Genomic DNA, 20,445 nt, shown 5'->3' with positions numbered 1-20,445 from the left:
GCGGTGTCAGTGGGGGCCGGTACCATCTCCTGAGTGACGATCTCGGGCATCATCCCTGCGCTCTCGCGCGCCTCCGCGTTCGATCGCGTGCTCCGCGCTGCGCCTCGTGACGCCGACTTCTCGGTCGTCGACGGCCTGCGGGTCCCGCTGCTCGGAGCACTGATCGCCGAGCGGAACGGGCCGCAGTGCGTGCTCGTGATCACGGCGACGGGGCGCGAGGCCGAAGCCGTCCGCGACGCCCTCGGCAGCTACGTCCCCGACGCCGACGTCCTCGAGTTCCCGGCGTGGGAGACCCTGCCGCACGAGCGGCTCAGCCCCAGTGCCCAGACCGTCGGCACCCGCATCGCGACCCTGCGCCGACTCGCGTCGTGGTCCGCTGCCGACGCCGCCGACCGCCGCACCACCATCGTCGTGGCGAGCGTCCGCGCCGCGCTGCAGCCGATCGCCGCCAACCTGACCTCGCTCGCGCCGGTCGTGCTGCGCACCGACTCGCGCGGCAACGACCTGGCCGCCATCGCCGCGAAGCTCGTCGACATGGCCTACGCCCGCGTCGACCTCGTCACGCGGCGCGGTGAGTTCGCCGTCCGCGGCGGCATCCTCGACGTCTTCCCGCCCACCGCGGACCACCCCGTCCGCGTCGACTTCTTCGGCGACGAGATCGAGGCCGTCAAGGCGTTCTCGGTCGCCGACCAGCGCACGACCGAGGACGACCTCGGCTCGGTCGAACTCACGGCCTCACGCGAACTCCTGCTGAGCGACGACGTCCGGCAGCGGGCGCGCGAGATGCTCCACGAGTTCCCGAACCTGTCGCAGATGCTCGCGAAGATCGCCGAGGGGATCCCGGTCGAGGGCATGGAGTCCCTCGCTCCCGCGCTCGTGCAGGACCTCGTCCCGATGACCTCGTACCTGCCCGACGACGCCACCATCGCGTTGTTCTCGCCCGAGCGGGTGAACGGTCGCGCGAACAGCCTGGCCGAGACGAACACCGAGTTCCTGCAGGCCGCGTGGAGCGCCGCGGTCGCCGGGGCCCAGGCACCGATCGACCTCGACGCCGGCAACTTCCTGACGGTGCAGCAGCTCAAGAACACCCGTGGGCAGCGCACCTGGTGGACGGTGTCACCGTTCGACTCCGGTCTCGACGAGGGCGACACCGCGCGCGTGCTCACCGACGCCGAAGCAGCAGCCGAGGCGGGGGAGTACATCCGCGTCCGTGCCGAGGCGGTGCCGAGCTTCGCTGGCAGCGCCGACGGCGCGATCGCGCACGTCAAGGCGCTCACCGATGACGGGTGGGCGGTCGTGGTGACCGCCCAGGGTCAGGGGCTGGTCGAGCGGGCGGTGCAGGTCCTCGCCGACGCCGGGGTCGCAGCCCGTGCCGAAGCCCTGCCCGCGCCTCCCGAACCGGGTGTCGCCATCGTCACGACGGCCACCGTCGAGCACGGCTTCGCCATCCCGGATCCGCGCATCGTCGTGCTCAGCGAAGCGGAGTTCTACGGCCGCAGCGTCCAGCAGGGCGCGCGCACCGTCAAGAAGCTGGCCAGCCGTCGCAAGAACGTGGTCGATCCGCTGCAGCTCAAGCCGGGCGACGTCGTCGTGCACGCGACCCACGGCATCGGCAAGTTCGTCGAGCTCGTCAGCCGCGAGGTCAGCTCCGGCGGCCGCAACGCGGTGAAGACGCAGCGCGAGTACCTCGTGCTCGAGTACGCGCCGTCGAAGCGGAACTACCCCGGCGACAAGCTCTTCGTGCCGACCGACCAGCTCGACCAGCTCTCGCGGTACGTCGGTGGCGAGTCCCCGACCCTGTCGAAGATGGGCGGTTCGGACTGGTCCGCCGCCAAGTCGAAGGCCCGCAAGGCCGTCCGCGACATCGCCGTCGACCTGGTGAAGCTGTACTCGGCGCGGATGGCGTCGAAGGGGCACGCGTTCGGCCCGGACACCCCGTGGCAGCGCGAGCTGGAAGAGGCGTTCCCGTTCGCCGAGACGGCCGACCAGCTCACCACCATCGACGAGATCAAGCGCGACATGGAGCGGCCGATCCCGATGGACCGCCTGCTGTCCGGCGACGTCGGCTACGGCAAGACCGAGGTCGCGATCCGTGCCGCGTTCAAGGCAGTGCAGGACGGCAAGCAGGTCGTCATGCTCGTGCCGACGACGCTGCTCGTCCGCCAGCACATGGAGACGTTCCAGGAGCGCTTCGCCGGGTTCCCCGTGCACCTGCGCGCCCTGAGTCGGTTCCAGTCCGAGAAGGAGTCGAAGGAGACCATCGCCAGGCTCGCCGACGGCACCGTCGACATCGTCATCGCGACCCACCGGATCCTGTCGCAGGGCATCACCTTCAAGGACGTCGGACTCGTCATCATCGACGAGGAGCAGCGGTTCGGTGTCGAGCACAAGGACCAGCTGAAGAAGTTCAAGACGAACGTCGACGTCCTGGCGATGTCGGCGACCCCGATCCCGCGCTCGCTCGAGATGGCGGTCACGGGGATCCGCGAGATGTCGACCCTCGCCACCCCGCCCGAGGACCGCCACCCCATCCTGACGTTCGTGGGGCCGCAGTCGGACCTTCAGGTGGCCGCAGCGATCCGCCGCGAGCTGCTGCGCGAGGGTCAGGTGTTCTACGTGCACAACCGTGTGCGGGACATCCAGGGCGTCGCCGCGCACCTTGCCGAGATCGTGCCAGACGCCCGCATCGCCGTGGCACACGGACAGATGTCCGAGAGCACCCTCGAGCAGGTCATGGTCGACTTCTGGGAGCGCCGGTTCGACGTCCTCGTGTCGACGACGATCATCGAGACCGGCCTCGACATCGCGAACGCGAACACGCTCATCATCGACAAGGCCGACAAGTACGGGCTGTCGCAGCTCCACCAGCTGCGCGGTCGTGTCGGCCGAGGGCGCGAGCGCGGGTACGCGTACTTCCTGTACGACTCCGAGAAGCCCCTGTCCGAGACCGCACAGGACCGCCTCGAGACCATCGCGGCGAACAACGAGCTCGGCGCGGGCATGCAGGTCGCCATGAAGGACCTGGAGATCCGCGGCGCCGGCAACCTGCTCGGTGGCGAGCAGTCCGGGCACATCGCGGGCGTCGGGTTCGACCTGTACCTCCGGATGATCGGCGAAGCCGTCTCGCAGTTCCGCGGTGACGTGGCCGAGGGGCAGACCGAGCTGCGGCTCGAGATCCCGGTCGACGCCCACATCCCCGAGGACTACGTCGAGTCCGAGCGGCTCCGGCTCGAGGCGTACCAGAAGCTGTCGGCGGCCTCGGCCCCGACGGCGCAGCGGGACGCCATCGACATGGTGCTCGACGAGCTCACCGACCGCTACGGGCAGCCGCCGCAGGCCGTGCAGACGCTGGTCGAGGTCTCCCGCCTGCGTCGCATGGCGCAGCAGGTCGGGCTGTCCGACGTGGTCGTCATGGGGTCGAACCTGCGCGTGGCGGGCAAGGAGCTCGCCGACTCGTCGCAGGTGCGGCTCAAGCGGATGTTCCCGGACGCGAAGTGGTTCCCGCAGCAGAACGCGGCGAGCATCCCGATGCCGCGGCCGCACGACCAGGCGCTGCCGGACGACGCCCTGATCCAGTGGGTGGAGAGCATCCTCACCGCCGTGTACGGCGCGACGACGCCGGCGGAGGCCCCGGCCGCGTAGGGGGCGGTGTGGTCGCGAGCGGCGACGGACAGGAGGCACGGTGCGGGCTGGCACCGTGCCTCCCGTCCGCACGTGGGCGCGTCCACCGCACGCACGCTGTTCGCGACGGTCCACGCGACGATCGACGCGTGGATCGTCGCAAGCGTGGTGCGCGCCCGGGCCCCCGGGCCCGCGCCCCGCTACTCGGTCGCCTCGGCCTCGGACAGCTCGCGCCGCCCGCGGTACGCCCGCGCCCGCAGCGTGACCACGATCGCCGACGCGACGATCGCGATGCCGGAGCCGACGAGCACGGCGAGCACGCCCTCGTCGAGGACCTCTTCGTTCCGGGCGAACGCGAGCTCGTTCATGAGCAGCGAGACCGTGAACCCGATCCCACCGAGCACCCCGACGGTGATGATCGAGAACAACGACAACGATGACCGCCCCGGTGAGCGGAAGAGTCGTGTGGCGACGACGCCGAACAGCGTGATGCCGATGACCTTGCCGACCGGCAGCGCGATGACGACCGCCCAGAACGTGGGGGAGAGCTCGCCGATGCCGACGGCGGGGATGACCACCGCGGCGGAGACGAACGCGAACACCGGCAGCACGATCGCGTTCGACCACGGCTCGACGTGCTCGTGCAGGGTGTGGCCCGGACGCCGGGGCAGGACGAGTCCGAGCCCGACGCCGGCGATCGTGGCGTGCACGCCGGAGTGGAAGACGAGCCACCAGGTGACGAGCCCGACGACGATCATCGCCACGATGAGCAGCGTCTGCCCGTTGCGCCCTGGGCGGAGCATCCGGCCGAGCAGCCAGAACGCCGCGAGCGTGACGACGGCACCGGCGAGGGCCAGGAAGTCGGTGTCGTGCGCGAACACGACGGCGATGATGATGATGGCGATGAGGTCGTCGAGCACCGCGAGTGCGAGCAGGAACACCCGGATCCCGCTCGGCAGCCCGCGACCGAACATCGCCAGGACACCGAGGGCGAACGCGATGTCGGTCGCCGTCGGGATCGGCCAGCCGTGCGTGTACGGGGTACCCGCGGTCACCAGCAGGAACACCCCGGCCGGCACCAGCACGCCGCCGACCGCCGCGATCGCCGGCACGATCGCGGTCTTCGGGTTCGACAGCTCACCGTCGACGAGCTCCTGCTTCAGCTCGATCGCCACGAGCAGGAAGAAGACCGCCAGCAGACCGTCACTGACCCAGTGCGCGATCGACAGGTCGAGGCCGACTGCGCCCAGGGGCGGATGCGCGTCGAGCAGTTGTTCGAGGCCGGGGCCGACGGGCGAGTTCGCGACGACCAGGCCGAGCACGGCGGCGGTCAGGAGCGCGACGGCGCTGAAACGGGGGGAACGGACGAGGGACGACATGGATCTCCGTCTCGAGGGGTCGGGTGGTTGTCCGTCGACCAGACTTCCCGACACACCACCGCCAGCATACGTGGGTGAGACGATGGCGCGATGACCGCCGTACCGGACCTCGTGACCGTCGTCGACCGCCTGCTCGCCGAGGACGGAGGCTGCGTCTGGAACCGTGCGCAGACCCACGCCACGCTCGCGCGGTACGCGGTCGAGGAGTCCTACGAACTCGTCGACGCCATCGACGACGGCGACCCGGACGACGTCCGCGAGGAGCTCGGCGACGTCCTGTACCAAGTCGTCCTGCACGCCGGGATCGCCGAACGCGCGGGGCAGTTCACCCTCGAGGACGTCGCCGCCGAGGTCCGCGACAAGATGGTCCGTCGGCACCCGCACGTGTTCGGCGACGAGACCGCGGACACCGTCGACGACGTGGTCCGGGTGTGGCGCGCGGCGAAGGCAGCGGAGAAGTCGGCCCGGACGAGCGCCCTCGACGGCGTCCCGCGCGCGATGCCGCCGCTGGAGCGAGCCGTCAAGCTGCTGGAGCGCCTGGAGGAGCACGGTGCGGCCGTCGCGGCCGTCGCGTCGGTCGTGGCCGCCGACCGGGAGGCCCGCGGCACGTCCGCCACGTCGGCTGCGGCACCCGGGGCGGGGACCGCTCGGGCCTCGGTCGGGTCGCCGGCACCGGCACCGGAACCGGCACCGGCACCGGCCGATGGTGCGGGGGCGGTGGACCCGGCGTGGGGGATCGCGATGCTGGAAGAGGTCGCCGGAGCGGTGCGGGACGGGATCGACCCGGTCGCGAGTCTCCGTGCTGCGGTCGCTGCGCTCGAGGAAGCCGGCCGCGCCGCGGAGTGAGTGTGCCGGGAGTCGCGGAGTGCGTGCGCGGGGAGTCGCGGAGTGCATGCGCGGGGAGCCGCCGCGTCGTGCGTGCGCGGGGAGCCGTCGCGTGCGTGCGTGCGCGGGAGAAGAGAAGGGCGCCCTCCTAACCCGAAAAAGGAGGGCGCCCGTGAGCGGGTGGGCACACCCCCAGGGAGAGGTGTGCACGCAGAACCCGCTCGAGTCGCGGGGCACACTGCAGCACGGTGCCCACGCGATCGGTCCGGAGAGTGGATCAGGCACGCTCCGAACCGAGGTACTGAATGCAGTATGCCAGTAGAGCGCATGCCGCGCAACTCGTTGATGCGCATCTGCCAGACTTGACGCCATGGCGACGACCGTGACGGCACCCCGTGGCATGCGCGACTTCCTCCCCGCGGACAAGGCCCGACGCGAGCACGTGCTCGGTGTCGTCCGCGACGTCTACTCCCGCCACGGGTTCGACGAGATCGAGACGCCCGTGGTCGAGGACGCTGCACGGCTGCACTCCGGGCTCGGCGGCGACAACGAGAAGCTGGCGTTCGCGGTCATGAAGCGCGGGCTCAGCACCGAGGACCTGCAGTCGGCCCAGGCGCCGCTCGACCTCGCCGACCTCGGCCTCCGGTTCGACCTGACCGTGCCGCTCGCCCGCTTCTACGCCTCGCACCGTGCCGAGCTGCCCTCGGTGTTCCGGTCGGTGCAGATCGCGCCGGTCTGGCGCGCCGAGCGTCCGCAGAAGGGGCGCTACCGCCAGTTCGTGCAGTGCGACATCGACATCCTGGGGGAGCCCGGGCAGCTGGCCGAGATCGAGCTGATCCGTGCGACGACCGCAGCGCTCGACGCGCTCGGGGTGACCGGCACCACGATCCGCATCAACGACCGGCGGATCCTGCTGACCCTGCTGGCGTCGTGGGGCATCGCGGAGCCGACGGCCGCCGACCGCGCGCTCATCACGATCGACAAGCTCGACAAGATCGGCCCGGACGGCGTGGCCGCCGAGCTCCGCAGCACCGTCGGACAGGAGCTGCCGGGGCTCGAGGACACCATCCGTGCGCTCGAGACCGCGGACTGGACCACGGTCGACGGGGCTGCGTGGCTCGACGCCGAGGCGTTCTCCGACCTGCTGCGTCTGCGGGAAGCGCTGCCCGGGGTCGACCTGCGCTTCGACCCGACGCTCGTGCGCGGCATGGGCTACTACACCGGCACGATCTTCGAGGTCGCGCACCCCGACTTCGGCTACAGCCTGGGCGGCGGCGGTCGGTACGACGGCATGATCGGTCGGTTCCTCGGGCAGGACGTCCCCGCGGTCGGCTTCTCGCTGGGCTTCGAGCGCCTGGTCGACCTCGTGACACTCCCGGAGTCCGCCGAGTCGGACGCCGTGGTGCTCGTGTACGACAAGGACGTCGACCCGGTCCGGCTCGCGGCCCTCAAGACCGAGGCGCTCGGGTCGCACCGGCGCGTGCGGCTCGAACGACGCACCAAGAACACGAAGAACCTGCTCGCCGGTCTTGCTGCACAGGGGTTCTCCGCCTTCGCGACCGTCGGCACCGACACGACGTCCCTCGAGGGTGTGGAGTTCCGCCCGCTCGACTGAGTCGTCCACACCGGGCGTCACGGTCGACGTCGTGTTCACCTCGGCTCGCTAGGATCGGTCCCGCAAACACCACAACCAATGTGTAGGGAGTACCCCGTGGCCCTGATCGATGCCGTAGGCGCACGCGAAGTCCTCGATTCCCGAGGCAACCCGACGGTCGAGGTCGAGGTCCTCCTCGACGACGGCGTCGTGTCCCGCGCGCTCGTCCCCTCCGGTGCCTCCACCGGCGCGTTCGAGGCGTACGAACTCCGTGACGGCGATGCCTCGCGCTACGGCGGCAAGGGCGTGCTCAAGGCCGTCGACGCCGTCCTCGACGAGATCGGCCCGGCGCTCGAGGGCTTCGATGCCACCGACCAGCGCCTCGTCGACGCTGCGCTCATCGAGCTCGACGGAACCGAGAACAAGTCCCGCCTCGGCGCGAACTCGATCCTCGGTGCCTCGCTCGCCGTGGCCCGTGCCGCCGCAGACTCGGCCGACCTGCCGCTGTTCCGCTACCTCGGCGGCCCGAACGCGCACACGCTGCCCGTTCCGCTGATGAACGTCGTCAACGGCGGTGCCCACGCGGACACCAACGTCGACATCCAGGAGTTCTTCCTCGTGCCCTACGGCGCCGAGTCGTTCTCCGAGGCGCTCCGTTGGGGCGTCGAGACCTACCACGCCCTCAAGGGCGAGCTGAAGAAGCAGGGCCTCGCGACCGGCCTCGGCGACGAGGGCGGCTTCGCGCCGGAGCTCGCGTCGAACCGTGCGGCGCTCGACTTCCTGCTGACCGCGATCGAGAAGGCCGGCTACACCCCGGGCAAGGACATCGCCGTCGGCCTCGACGTCGCGTCCACCGAGTTCTTCCATGACGGCAAGTACTCGTTCGAGGGCAAGCAGCTCTCGAGCCAGGAGTTCACCGCGTACTTCGCCGACCTCGTCGCGAACTACCCGCTCGTCACGATCGAGGACCCGCTGGCCGAGGACGACTGGGAAGGCTGGTCGCATCTGACCGCCGAGCTCGGCGACAAGGTCCAGATCGTCGGCGACGACCTGTTCGTCACCAACCCGAAGCGTCTGCAGCGGGGCATCGACGAGAAGGCCGCGAACTCGATCCTGGTGAAGGTCAACCAGATCGGCACGCTCACCGAGACCCTCGACGCGGTCTCGCTCGCGCACCGTCACGGCCTCACCTCGATCCTGTCGCACCGCTCCGGTGAGACCGAGGACACCACGATCGCGGACATCGCGGTCGCGGTCGACGGTGGTCAGATCAAGACCGGCGCCCCGGCCCGCTCGGACCGCGTCGCGAAGTACAACCAGCTGCTCCGCATCGAGGAAGAGCTCGGCGACGCCGCGGTGTACGCCGGCCGCTCAGCCTTCCCGCGCGCCAAGTCGCTGTAACCAGCCCGGCCAGCAGTACCGGCACCACCGAGACGCCGTCCTCTCCCGAGAGGACGGCGTCTCGTCGTGTGCGGGGCCTCGGCGAGTCGCTGCAAGGCCACCGAACGGCTCCGTGCCGGGGTCAGGACCTGCCGCGCGTGCTGCGTCGAGTGGTCACAAGTCGTCGGCTGGCCCAGGCTTGGCCGACAGGACGTGACCGCCGGACGCACGCTGGGCGGTGTGTCGTGACCACTCCGTGTGCAGTCCGGACGGTGCGGACTGAAGCCGCGCCTCCCGGCAGCATCGAGCGGACGACGTGAGTCGCTGAGAGGCCACCGAACGGCCGCGCGCCGGGCGCTCCCACCGCGTCGGTCGGGTTATCGTCGGGACGTGCCCAGCCAGAAGCCCCGCGTCCGCCGCGTCCCCGTGGCGATGCCCGACGGCAGCACGTCGGCGCAGCCGTGGTACCGCTCGATCCACTTCTCCGGGTTCAGCCTGCTGATGCTCGCGATCATCGTGCTGTTCGTCGTGGTGCTCGCACCGTCACTCCGCACGCTCATCCAGCAGCAGGAGCAGATCGCTCAGCAGCAGCGTGAGGTCGCGAGCCAGAAGGCCGACGTCACGCAGAAGAAGAAGGACGTCGCCCGCTGGGACGACCCCGCGTACATCGAGGCGCAGGCGCGCGACCGCCTGCTCTACGTGTACCCGGGTGAGGAGAGCTACCTCGTGATGGGGGCCGAGGACCGTTCGGCCGAGACCACGCCGACCACGGACTCCGGCACGCCCGTCAGCACGAAGGTCCAGACGCCGAAGGTGGACTGGGTGCAGGCGATGCTGTCCTCGGTGCTGCAGTCCGGGCTCACCGACGAGACCGCCGCGGACCTCGTGGCCCCGGACGTCTCGGGGACCGGCGAGAGCAAGTAGCCCCGAGCCGGACCCGTCCGGCACGACGGTGCGCGGGGCACCGGGTCTCCGGTAGGCTCACGTTCCCGTGACGACCCCTCCCTTCGACCCGCCCTCCGACCGCGACGTCCAGGTCGTGTCGGCGCAGCTCGGCCGACCGGCACGCGACGTCATCGGGATCGCGGCACGGTGCGTCTGTGGCAACCCCACGGTCGTCTCCACGAAGCCCCGACTGTCGAACGGCACCCCGTTCCCGACGTTCTACTACCTGTGCCACCCCGCGGCCACCGCCGCGGTCAGTACCCTCGAGGCCAACCAGGTGATGCCGGAGCTGGCAGCACTCCTCGAGGACGACACCACCGCGGCCGCGTACCTCGCGGCCCACGAGTCCTACCTGGCCGATCGCGAGTCGATCGAGCACGTCGACGAGATCGTCGGCATCAGCGCCGGTGGCATGCCCACCCGTGTGAAGTGCCTGCACGCCCTCGTCGGTCACGCCCTCGCCGCCGGACCCGGCGTCAACCCCATCGGCGACCTCGCGCTCGAGCGCGCGGACTGGTCGCCCTCCCGGTGTGAGTGCCGGGCGTATGATGACGGTGCAGACGCTGGAGTCGGGGCGGGTGGCGGCGAAGTCTGACTCGACTCCGAAACCCCCATCCAAGGAGATCATCCCCCGTGCCCAAGATCCTCGTCGTCGGCGGCGGTTACGCCGGTTTCTACACCGCATGGAAGCTCGAGAAGCACCTTCGCCAGGGCGAAGCCGAGGTCGTCATGGTGGACCCGCTGCCGTACATGACGTACCAGCCGTTCCTGCCCGAGGTCGCCGCCGGTTCGATCGAGCCGCGCCACGCGGTCGTCTCGCACCGCCGCCACCTCAAGAACACCCGCGTCGTCACAGCGAAGGTCACCAAGGTCGACCACGCGACGAAGACCGCCACGATCACCCCGGCCGAGGGCGAGGCGTGGGAGGAGTCCTACGACCAGATCGTCATGACCGCCGGCGCGGTGTCCCGCACGTTCCCGATCCCGGGTGTGGCTGACGAGGCCATCGGTCTCAAGACGATCGAGGAAGCCGCGGCGATCCGCGACAAGATCCTCACGAACTTCCACAAGGCGGCGAACCTGCCGGCCGGTCCTGAGCGTGACCGTCTGCTGACCGTCGTCGTCGTCGGTGGTGGCTTCGCCGGCATCGAGGTCTTCGCCGAGCTCCGCTCCTTCGTCACCGACCTGCTGAAGAGCTACCCGCAGCTCTCCTTCGACGAGACGCGCTTCCACCTGGTCGAGGCGATGGGCCGCATCATGCCGGAGGTGTCGCTCGAGACCTCGCACTGGGTGCTCAAGAACCTGGCGCAGCGCGGTGCGAACGTGCACCTCGAGACCCAGCTGGCCTCGGCCGTCGGTGGCGTCTGCGAGCTCAAGACGAGCGACGGCGCGATCGAGAAGATCGAGTCCGACCTCATCATCTGGACCGCCGGTGTCATGGCGAACCCGATGGTCAAGGGCACCGACTTCCCGCTCGAGCAGCGCGGTCGCATCCGCGTGCAGCCCGACCTGCGCGTCGTCGACGACAACGGCGTGATCGCGGACGCATGGGCCTGTGGCGACGTCGCAGCCGTTCCGGACCTCACCGGTGGTGGCGTCGGCGGCTTCTGCGTGCCGAACGCCCAGCACGCCGTCCGTCAGGCGAAGCAGCTCGCGAAGAACCTGGTCGCGACCATCCGTGGCGAGGCCACGACCGACTACAAGCACGAGAACCTCGGCGCCGTCGCGGGCCTCGGTCTCGGCATCGGCGTGTTCCAGTCCGGCAAGTTCGCCATGAAGGGCTTCCTGGCGTGGGGCGCGCACCGCGGCTACCACGGCATGGCGATGCCGTCGTGGGAGCGCAAGTGGCGCGTCATCGGCGACTGGGTCGGTGGCTTCTTCCTGGGCCGCGACATCGCGTCGCTCGACGACCGTGAGACCCCGCGCGCTGCGTTCGAGGCCTTCGCGTCCCGTCCGAAGCCCGCGGCCGAGGCCCCGGCAGCTCCGGCTGCTGCTCAGGCCCCGGCGGAGGGTCAGCCCGCCGGCGCCGCTGGCCCGGCGTACGGCGAGCCCGCCAAGGACGTCTCGAACGAGGCCGAGCCCGTGAAGGCCCCGGCCGACGCCAAGTAGTCCCAGCAGCAGTCCACGAGAGGCGGTCACCCTTCGGGGTGGCCGCCTCTCGCGCATCGGTAGGCTGTTGCGGCCCGCCCCCGTGGCCCAATCGGTAGAGGCATGCGACTTAAAATCGCCGAGTTGTGGGTTCGAGTCCCACCGGGGGTACCACCGCGCGGCTCGCAAAAGCGACATCGTGCCGCCAACTGTTCGCGGCACACTGTCGCCCTGGCGGGTACGACGGCGCATCTGTGCGCACATCTGTCGCTTTGACGCGTGCGAACCGCCCCCCGCTCGAACCGGTCCGGTGGATATCAGCTTAGGGTTGCCTAACCTAACTCCTGTCCATATGCTCAGTGGGTTAGGTAAGGCTACCCAAACTTGGAGACCACCCGAATGCACCTGTCCTCTCCTCGCGCCCGGCGTCTGGCCGCCGGCGCGACCGCCGTCGCCCTCGGCGCGACGATCGCCGCAGCCGCCGCGCTCGGCGCCGCCCCCGCGAACGCCGCCTCCGCCGACGTCACCGACGCGTCGCTGTCCTGGAGCCTCAGCAACGAGGCCAACGCCGGCGCCTACTTCGGCGGCTGCAACTTCCTGTCCGCCGGGGTCGCCGGCAACTCGGGTGCCTCGGCTCCGTGGACCGCGACCAACCCGTCGCCCGGCTACGCCGCTTCGGCCGGCAACGTCTCGATCGCCTACCCGAAGACCGCGGGCGGCACCTCGACCCCGACCTTCGCCACGAAGTGCCAGACCGGCGACGGCGCCACGGTCCGCCCGGGCACCACGACCGCCGGGGTCCTGACGCTCGCCGCGGGGACCGGCACCGTCGACGCCGCTGGCGGCACCGCGGACATCGCGTGGGACGGCGGCTTCACGGTCGCGTTCTACGGCGGCCTGACCTACTGGTCCGCCGAGGACCCGGAACTGCACGTCGCAGCGGACGGCACGGGTGAGCTCACCGCCACGGTCTCGGGCTACGCGGCCTCGCGCGACGGGGGCAGCTGGGCGCCGCTGACGCCGCGCACGGTGCACCTCGCCACCCTCACCGACGTCGACGTCACGAGCTCGGGCATCACCGTGAGCCCGGACTGGCAGGGCGTCGAGCCCGCGTCGGCGACGAGCCTGAACAAGACGAACGCCGACTGGGGTTCGTGGCCGGCGGACTTCGTCGACTTCCAGAACGAGACCGGTCAGAGCTCGTACTGGTACACGTCCGGCGCGAACGACGCCGCGGCCAAGAAGCCGCAGCCGATCTCCATCGCCTACACGGCGGCCGAGGCACCCACGCCCGAACCGACCACCCCGGTGACGCCGGAGCCGACGACCGAGCCGAGCGAGCCCGGCACCCCGGAGCCGACGACCGAGCCGAGCGAGCCCGGTACGCCGGAGCCGACGACCGTGCCGAGCGAGCCCGGCACCCCTGAGCCCACGACCGACCCGACCACCCCGGCCCCGTCGATCAGCACCGGTGGCACCACCACCTTCACGGTCGGCGACTCGGTGCCGCTGCGTGCCGAGGGCCTGCCGGCAGCGACGGAGTACTCGATCGTCCTGCACAGCGACCCCGTCGTCCTCGGCACGGTGACCACGGACGCCGACGGCGCCTTCGCGATCTCGGTCGTGATCCCCGCGGAGACCCCGGCCGGCGCACACACCATCGCGGTGGAGTCCTCGGACGGCACCGCCGTGGTCTCGCTCGCCATCACGGTCTCCGCTGACGGCACCGTCGTCGTCGACCCGGTCGACACCACCACGGCCGTCACCACCGGCGCAGCCGTGAACACCGGAGGCACCGTCTCCGGCACCTCGGCCCTGCCGTGGATCGGGCTGTCGGCCGTCGGCGTCGTCGCCCTCGGCTCGGTCGCGTTCATCGCGTACCGCCGCCGCGTCACCCAGCAGGACTGACGCACCGGGATCCGCGGGTCGGTCGACCCCGCCACGCGGATCCCGGCACCCAGGTGTCGGACTGGGCCCACGCCGCCGGTTCCGGAGCGACGCGCCAGCGGCGCTCCGGCCGTGCCGGTGGGGGGAGGCGCGTCTCCCGTCCGACACGTCCGTCACCACCCACGGAACCCATCGTGACCACCCCACGCACCACGCCCCGCAGGCGGCGGCCCCGCCGTCGCGGCACCGCGCTGCTCTGGACGATCGCCGTGCTCGCCGCGGCGGCCCTCGTCGTCGGCGTGGTCGGTGTGGTCACGGCGACCACCGGAGCGGCCTCGCCGACGGCGATCACCGGCACGTCGCTCGACGGCAAGCAGGTCACGCTCGACCCGGGCGAGTCGGGGACGGCGGCTTCCGCGTCGAACGCCGTCGCCGACACCGGCGTCCAGCTCGTGGTGCCGTCGGTCGGGCTCGACGTGCCGCTCGGCGAACTGGACGCCGTCGACGGGCAGATCACGCCGCCGGGGTTCAGCGAGGCGTACCGGGTCCGCAACCTGGGGGTACCGCTGGCGGACCGCGCCGACGGCACCGTGTTCGTCGTCATGCACTCGCTGCGGAACGGTGCGATCGGCCCGGGCAACCTGCTCATCGACATCGACGGGCAACGCTCCGAGGTCGCGGTCGGCAGCAGCGTCCGGATCGGCGACGCGCGGTGGACGGTGACCGGTTCCGAGCGGATCACGAAGGCGACCGTGGCCGCCGATGCCGACGTCTGGGCGGACGAGCCCGGCCGGCTCCTGCTCATCACGTGCCTGCAGCGGCCGGACGGCTCCGCCTCGGTCGACAACGTGGTCATCGAGGCCACGCTCGATCGCTAACATCGCCTGCGTGGTCGGACTCGGAAGCGCACTCGCGAACCTGCAGAACGCCCTCCGTCGGCCCGAGGCCCACGTCGAGGTCGTCGACGGCGAGACCGTTCCGGTCGGCATGCTCCTCGGCACGCTCGGTGCGCTGCTGCTCGACGCGGGCAGCTCCGTCACCGACGTCCGCTCGGCGCTCGAGAAGGCCCGCGACGCCGCCGGAGTCGGTCCGACCCTGGCGATCGGGGTGCTGCCGGCGCTCGTGATGGTGAGCGAGGTCTCGACCGGTGCGGCGACGATCGTGAACGCCGAGGGCGTCGAGCTGTCGTCGCGACAGGCTGCACGGGCGAACCGGGTCGTGCTCGGGTTGGAGAGCGGCTCCATCGCCCTCGCCGAGATCCCCGCACGGGTCCGGGCCATCCGTGCCGGCACCGTCCCGCCGCCCGCACTGCCGTGGATCCTCGGCAACGCGCTGACCTCCGCCGGGCTCGCGGTCGTCTTCCGGTGCCCGTGGTGGGCGATCCTGCTCGCGCTCCTGGTCGGTGCGCTCGTCGGGGTCATCGGCCTGCTGCTCCGGCGCTTCCGCGAGGCCGTCGCGATCATCCCGTTCCTGGCCGCCTTCGTGTCGACGGCCATCGTCGGACTCGTCGCCGCGGGTGCCGGGTTCGAGCAGGTCCCGCTGTTCGCCGTCTGCGCCCCGGTGGCGGTGTTCGTCCCCGGTGCCCTCATCACCAACGCCCTGCTCGAGCTGACCGCCGCCGACATCGTGACCGGGTCCTCGCGGCTGGTCCAGGGGCTCATCATGCTCGGCTTCATGGCGGCCGGCATCGCCTCGGGCAGCGCGCTGACCGGGCTGCACGTCGACCCGTCCTCAGCGGCGCTCGTCGGCGAGGTCGCCGGCGTCGGCACGGACCTCGCCGGGTGGGAGTCCGTGCCGTCCTACTGGGTGTCGTGGGTCGCCGTGGTGGTCCTGGCGGTCGGCCTCGGCCTGGTGTTCCGCTCGGGCTGGCGGCTGACGCTCGTGTCGGTGGCGGTCATGGTCACCGCCTACGCCCTGGTGAGCGGGACGACGCCGGTGTGGGGGAGCGTCGTCGCGACCGGTGCGACGGCGGCGCTGCTGTTCGTCGCGACCCGGTTGCTCGAGCGGCTCGTGCCGGCGATCCCGGCGACGGTGTCGTTCTTCCCGGCGTTCCTGCTGCTCGTCCCCGGGACCGTCGGGCTGGTGGCGGTGGCCACGTTCGACGCCGAGTCCCTCGCGACACCCCTGGCGACCTTCGTCAGCCTGTGCATCGGGACGAAGATCGGCGGGCTGCTGCCGGGCCTGTTCGCCCGGAACGCGCCGAGCCACTCGTAGCGCCGGGTGACCGGGGGAGTACCTGGCCGGATCGGGCGTACCTGGTCGGAAGTCTCGACCAGGTACGCCCGATCCCGCAAAGCACCGCGCGCGGGGTGGGCGCGACCGACGGCCGGACGGCAGGTGCGGGGCGGGGCCGCCACGGGCCTCCCGTCCGACGCCGCGCACGTGCCGGGCCCGCTACGGCTCGAGTAGTCGGCCCGCCGCCTGGTCCTCCGCTGCCGTCGCCTTGGCGAGGTAGTGCACCTTCTTGCCCGTCGCGTTGTAGGGCAGCTCGTCGACGAACCGGTACCGCCGCGGCCGCTTGTAGCGCGCGAGCCCCGGGTGCGAGCTCGTCCACTCCTCGAGCACGGCGGCGGCTGCGGCGTCGTCGTCCGGCAGCCGTCCCGCGGTACGGACCACGTACGCCGTGACGACCTCGCCCCAGCGCTCGTCCGGGATCCCGACGACGATCGAGTCGGCGACGCCCGGGTGCTCCTGCAGGGCGGCCTCGACCTGGACGGGGTGCACGTTCTCGCCGCCGGAGATGATCATGTCGTCCTTGCGGCCGACGATCGTCACGCGTTCGTGCTCGTCCCACGTCGCGAGGTCGCCGGGGTAGAACCAGCCGTTCGCGAACTTCTCCGCCTCGAGCCCCGGGTTGCGGTACGAGTAGCCGGACTTCACGGTCCGGACCGCGAACTCGCCGATCTCGGAGCCGTCCTTCGGCACGGTGTCGCTCGGGTCGGCCAGGCGGTCCTCGTACACGCGCACCACAGCGACGTCGTCGTCCGTCGATGCACGGCCGGTGGAGCCGGCGCCGTCGGGGAAGTCCTCGGGACGCAGGAACGTGTTCCAGAAGGTCTCGGTCGTGCCGTAGCCGTTGAAGATCCGCGGGGACAGGAGCTCCTGGTAGCGGAGTGCGGCGGCGCGGTCGAGCGGTGCACCCATCGTGACGATGCCGTGCAGCGACGACAGGTCGCGGGGCCGCCCCTCCTGCGCGTTCGCGAGCTGCACCAGGTTCGGCGGCGCACCGATCAGGAACGTCAGCCGCTCGGACTCGACCAGGTCGAGCACCCGCTCGGCGTCGAAGTGCCGCAGGGTGGTGAGCTCGGCGCCGACGTAGAACACCGGGTTCGGGCCACCCGAGTACAGGCCGCCACGGTGGAACAGCGGCGACATGTTGAGCGTCTTGTCGAAGGGGCTGAGCGGGAAGTGCATCACGACGTCGTGGGCGCTGAGCACCTCGACCAGGCTCGGCAGGGGCACCGGCTTCGGTCGCCCCGTGGTGCCGGAGGTGTAGAGCCGAGTGGTCTCGTCGTAGGTGCTGCGGGGTTCGGTCGCGGCGAGTTCGGCGGGCGTGACGGGGTCGGCGGCGAGGAGTGCGGTGAACGCGACGCGCGCGTCGTGTGCTGCGTGGTCGTCGTGCGCGTCGCGGTCCTGGTGCGCGGCATGGTCGTCGCCACCGACGACGACGATGTGGTCGGGACGGTGCGGCGCGGTCTCGAGCGCTCGGGCGATGTCGTCGCCGCGCGCGGCGTCGTGCACCAGCACCACCGGCGCGGAGTCCTCGACGATGAAGGCAACCTCGTCGGGCGCGAGCCGGAAGTTCGTCGGCGAGAACACCGCGCCGATGCGGTGGCACGCCAGGTAGAGCATCGCGAACTCCGGCGAGTTGAACAGCTCGACCATCACGACCGAACCGCGACCGACTCCGTGCCGGACGAGCCAGCCGCCGATGTGGTCGACGACGTCCCCGAGTTCCGCGTAGGTCCACGACCGACCCGTGTCCGGGTCACGCAGCGCGGGCCGGTCCGCGAAGCGGTGGGTGTTCCGCGCGAAGCCGTTCGCGTACGTGTAGCTGCCCTCGAACACCTCGCGGAACCGCGTCGGGTCGTAGTCGGATCGGGTCTCGGTCATCATCGCTCCCTGGGGCGGTCGAACGGCGCGTCACGCACCGATCGTCACTGTATCCGCCGCGCGGGGACGGCGGACGGGAGGCCCGGTGCGGGTCAGACGGCGGTGTCCGGTCGCGTGGTGCGCGCCCAGAACCAGGCCCCGATCGCGCCCGCCACGCAGGTCGCGCCGACCGCGACGAGCAACACCGGCGACGCGTGGGTCCCCGAGGGACCCGAGTAGACCGCGGCGGTGAGCGCGACCGCGACGACCGCCAGTGCCACGTACCGGCCACGCGAGGCCGCGAGGAGCGCACTGCCGGCGGAACCCGCGAAGGGCAGCAGCGTCGCCACGACGGCACCGACCCCGCCGACGCACAGGGTGATGGCGAACTCCGACGTCACCGCGGACCAGAAGCCCCCGCCCGCAGTCAGGCTGTGGAGCACCCACCCCGCGGTCGCGAGTCCGAGCAGCGCGACCGTCCGCCAGGTCGCGTTCCGGGCACCGGCAGCGATCCCGGAGCCGAGGCGCAGTGCGGCGGTGTCCAGGTCGGGGCGTGCCGACGGCACGAGCACCACCCCGACGATCAGGGCCGGGGAGAGGTCTGCGGCCCGCGTGATCCCGCACGCCACGAGCGCCGCGAGCACCAGCCACGGGGACACCCGGAAGCCCACCGCACGGTGGTCGGGCCCCGCTGCCCACCGGGTCACGAGCACCACGGCTGCCGTGAGCACCGCGGTGCCGAGCAGCACGGCGATGGCGAGGCGGACGTAGCGGGCCTCGAGCGAGACGCCCACGCCGAGCAGCGTGCACAGCGCGGCGACGGTCACTGCGACCGTGATCGACACCCACGTCGGCAGCACGTCGTCGGACCCGGAGCGGTCCGAGCGCGAGCGGTTCCGCCCGAGCAGTCCGGCGAAGGGGGAGCGGATGCGCCCGCGGGCAGCGGCGGCGACGAGCGCGAGGGGCGCGGCGATCAGCAGGAGGAACCCAGCGGCGACGGCCGTGGCGATCAGGACGGTCCGCCACGAGAACGCGGCCTGGATCGTCGGAACGGTGCGGTCGTAGGCGGTCGCGGCGGTCCAGTCGCCCGCGGGGCCCGACCAGTCGATGTGGCTGCCGCCGGAGCCCGCGGCCCCGGGGGTGCTCGTGCCGGTCGGCTCGGTGCCGTCACCGGGCGCTGCCGCTGATCCCGGTCCGTCGTCGCCGGTGCCGCCTGCGTTCCCGGTTCCGGTGCCGGCCGGGGTCCCCGTGTCGCCGGGGCTCTGGCCGTCACCAGGTGCGGTCGTGGTGCCGTTGGTGCCGGTGCCGTTGGTCGGCGCGTCCCCGCCGGTGCCGGGGGTGCCGTTCGGCGTGCCCGAGGTCGACCACGCCGTGACCTGCACGGCGGCCGACGACCGCGAGTAGTTGCCGGCGGCGTCGTGCTGCGTCGCGGTGAGGTCGTGTGCACCGGCCCGCAACTGCGAACCCGCGGTGGAACAGGACCAGGAATCGTTCGCAGCGACCTCGGCCCGGCAGACGGGTGCGCGGTCGACGTAGACGGTCACGTCGGCTCCGGGCTCGCCGGTGCCGCGGACGACCGTGGCGCGCGGACCGACGCGGTCGCCGTCGTCCGGTGAAGTGATCCGCGGGGCTGCCGGCGCGGTGCGGTCGACCGTGATGCGGACCGGGGCCGAGGACGCGCTGCGCAGGTCGGAGCGGTAGCCGCGCGCGGTGCTCGCGGTCTGCGACGCGGTCACCGTGACGGTCGCGTCGGACCGCAGCACGAGCGAGGTCGTCCACCGCCCGTCCGGACCGACCGGCGCGGACTGCTGCGTCGACGAGCCGGAGACCGACAGCACCACGGTGGAACCGGGGAAGCCCGTGCCGGAGAGCGCGCCGCTGGTGGGGTGGTCGGACGCGACGGTCGGCGGCACGATGACGTCGGACGCCGGGGCGCTCGCGGGCGGCTGGCTCGGTGCGGTGACGTCCCGCACCGTGAAGACCTGCTGCGGACCCGACCGCACCGTACCGAGGCACGCCCACGAACCGTTCGCCTGCACCTGGGCCGAGCACCCGGCCGAGCCGGTCGTCGCGGGCCCCGCGACGCCGACGACGTGCCCCGGGGTGCCGGTGCCGTGGAACCGGGCGGTGCTGCTCGTCACGTCCCCCGGGTCGGCGATGGTCGGTGCGACGGGCGGTCGCCCGGTGGACGCGGGCGGGGGCGTGGGAGTTCCGGGGCGGCCGCTGCTCGGCGGTCCCACGAGTTCGCTCGGTGCGGGGGTCGCGGTGCTGGCAGCACTGACGCGTTCGGTGCTCGCGGTGGTCGACTGCTCTGGGCTCGCGGCACCGGCGAACGCGGGTCCGGCTGCCGCCGCCAGCAGCGCCGCGGCGAGGACCGCGGTGGCCGAGGCGAGCGCGACGAACCGGGTACGACGACGGGGGCCGTCGCCCCCGACGGCCCGGTCGTCCACGTTGTCCCCTCGCGTGCTCACCGTCTCCATCCCACGTGATGTGGGCCGCTGGGTCAATACACCTCGCGGATGATGTCCCGCATCCGGTCGTCTTTCCCCCCCCCCGCAGTCCGAACGCCCGGTGTGCGGGACTCGGGAATCGCCCGTGAACCCTGACGGTCGACGCGAGCACTGCGGACGCGTC

13 protein-coding genes and 1 tRNA gene are annotated in these 20,445 nt (G+C 71.8%); 11 read left to right on the top strand and 3 right to left on the bottom strand.

What is annotated here, in order from left to right; all coding sequences use genetic code 11:
- The first annotated feature begins 33 nt into the window (after nucleotides 1-33).
- Nucleotides 34-3,642: a transcription-repair coupling factor gene (gene mfd / locus OGL88_RS03005; protein WP_263089487.1), complete on the top strand. Its 3,609-nt coding sequence runs from the start codon at nucleotides 34-36 to the stop codon at nucleotides 3,640-3,642.
- 179 nt (nucleotides 3,643-3,821) lie between these two features.
- Here the strand turns inward: mfd and nhaA are convergent, their stop codons facing one another.
- Complete coding sequence (nhaA, locus tag OGL88_RS03000; RefSeq protein WP_263089486.1) at nucleotides 3,822-5,000, bottom strand: Na+/H+ antiporter NhaA; 1,179 nt, start codon at nucleotides 4,998-5,000, stop codon at nucleotides 3,822-3,824.
- A 90-nt stretch (nucleotides 5,001-5,090) separates the two neighbouring features.
- Between nhaA and OGL88_RS02995 the strand changes: the two genes are divergently transcribed.
- The 10 genes from OGL88_RS02995 to OGL88_RS02950 all read left to right on the top strand — a co-directional run bounded on the left by OGL88_RS02995 (nucleotide 5,091) and on the right by OGL88_RS02950 (nucleotide 15,933).
- A complete protein-coding gene (locus OGL88_RS02995) occupies nucleotides 5,091-5,846 on the top strand; it encodes a MazG family protein (RefSeq protein ID WP_263089485.1) in 756 nt (251 codons plus the stop codon).
- A 349-nt stretch (nucleotides 5,847-6,195) separates the two neighbouring features.
- Nucleotides 6,196-7,440, top strand: coding sequence for a histidine--tRNA ligase (gene hisS / locus OGL88_RS02990; protein WP_263089484.1), 1,245 nt, complete (start codon nucleotides 6,196-6,198; stop codon nucleotides 7,438-7,440).
- Between the two features lie 96 nt (nucleotides 7,441-7,536).
- Complete coding sequence (eno, locus tag OGL88_RS02985; RefSeq protein ID WP_131845281.1) at nucleotides 7,537-8,820, top strand: phosphopyruvate hydratase; 1,284 nt, start codon at nucleotides 7,537-7,539, stop codon at nucleotides 8,818-8,820.
- A gap of 369 nt (nucleotides 8,821-9,189) precedes the next feature.
- Nucleotides 9,190-9,723, top strand: coding sequence for an FtsB family cell division protein (locus OGL88_RS02980; protein WP_205464067.1), 534 nt, complete (start codon nucleotides 9,190-9,192; stop codon nucleotides 9,721-9,723).
- Between the two features lie 67 nt (nucleotides 9,724-9,790).
- A complete protein-coding gene (locus tag OGL88_RS02975; protein ID WP_111084823.1) occupies nucleotides 9,791-10,339 on the top strand; it encodes a DUF501 domain-containing protein in 549 nt (182 codons plus the stop codon).
- A 38-nt stretch (nucleotides 10,340-10,377) separates the two neighbouring features.
- A complete protein-coding gene (locus OGL88_RS02970) occupies nucleotides 10,378-11,853 on the top strand; it encodes an NAD(P)/FAD-dependent oxidoreductase (protein WP_263089483.1) in 1,476 nt (491 codons plus the stop codon).
- A gap of 76 nt (nucleotides 11,854-11,929) precedes the next feature.
- A tRNA-Leu gene (locus tag OGL88_RS02965) sits at nucleotides 11,930-12,006 on the top strand.
- Nucleotides 12,007-12,216: 210 nt separating this feature from the next.
- Nucleotides 12,217-13,740, top strand: a complete 1,524-nt coding sequence (locus OGL88_RS02960) for an HtaA domain-containing protein (protein ID WP_263089482.1) — start codon at nucleotides 12,217-12,219, stop codon at nucleotides 13,738-13,740.
- A gap of 173 nt (nucleotides 13,741-13,913) precedes the next feature.
- Nucleotides 13,914-14,597, top strand: coding sequence for a class F sortase (locus tag OGL88_RS02955; RefSeq protein ID WP_205464071.1), 684 nt, complete (start codon nucleotides 13,914-13,916; stop codon nucleotides 14,595-14,597).
- Between the two features lie 10 nt (nucleotides 14,598-14,607).
- On the top strand, nucleotides 14,608-15,933 hold the full coding sequence (locus OGL88_RS02950; RefSeq protein ID WP_263089481.1) for a threonine/serine exporter family protein: 1,326 nt from the start codon (nucleotides 14,608-14,610) through the stop codon (nucleotides 15,931-15,933).
- A 180-nt stretch (nucleotides 15,934-16,113) separates the two neighbouring features.
- On the opposite strand, the gene OGL88_RS02945 is transcribed toward OGL88_RS02950, so the two are convergent.
- The gene (locus OGL88_RS02945; protein WP_263089480.1) at nucleotides 16,114-17,832 is read right to left on the bottom strand and encodes a class I adenylate-forming enzyme family protein; all 1,719 of its coding nucleotides are present in this window, start codon (nucleotides 17,830-17,832) and stop codon (nucleotides 16,114-16,116) included.
- A 92-nt stretch (nucleotides 17,833-17,924) separates the two neighbouring features.
- Nucleotides 17,925-20,282 (bottom strand): Ig-like domain-containing protein, encoded by a 2,358-nt coding sequence (locus OGL88_RS02940; RefSeq protein WP_263089479.1) that lies wholly within the window; start codon nucleotides 20,280-20,282, stop codon nucleotides 17,925-17,927.
- Between the last annotated feature and the right edge of the window lie 163 nt (nucleotides 20,283-20,445).

Source organism: Curtobacterium sp. RIT-PI-V (assembly GCF_025642935.1).
GTDB lineage: Bacteria > Actinomycetota > Actinomycetes > Actinomycetales > Microbacteriaceae > Curtobacterium.
The sequence above is the reverse complement of the archived record's forward strand: the minus strand, read 5'-3'. Positions and strand labels throughout refer to the sequence as shown.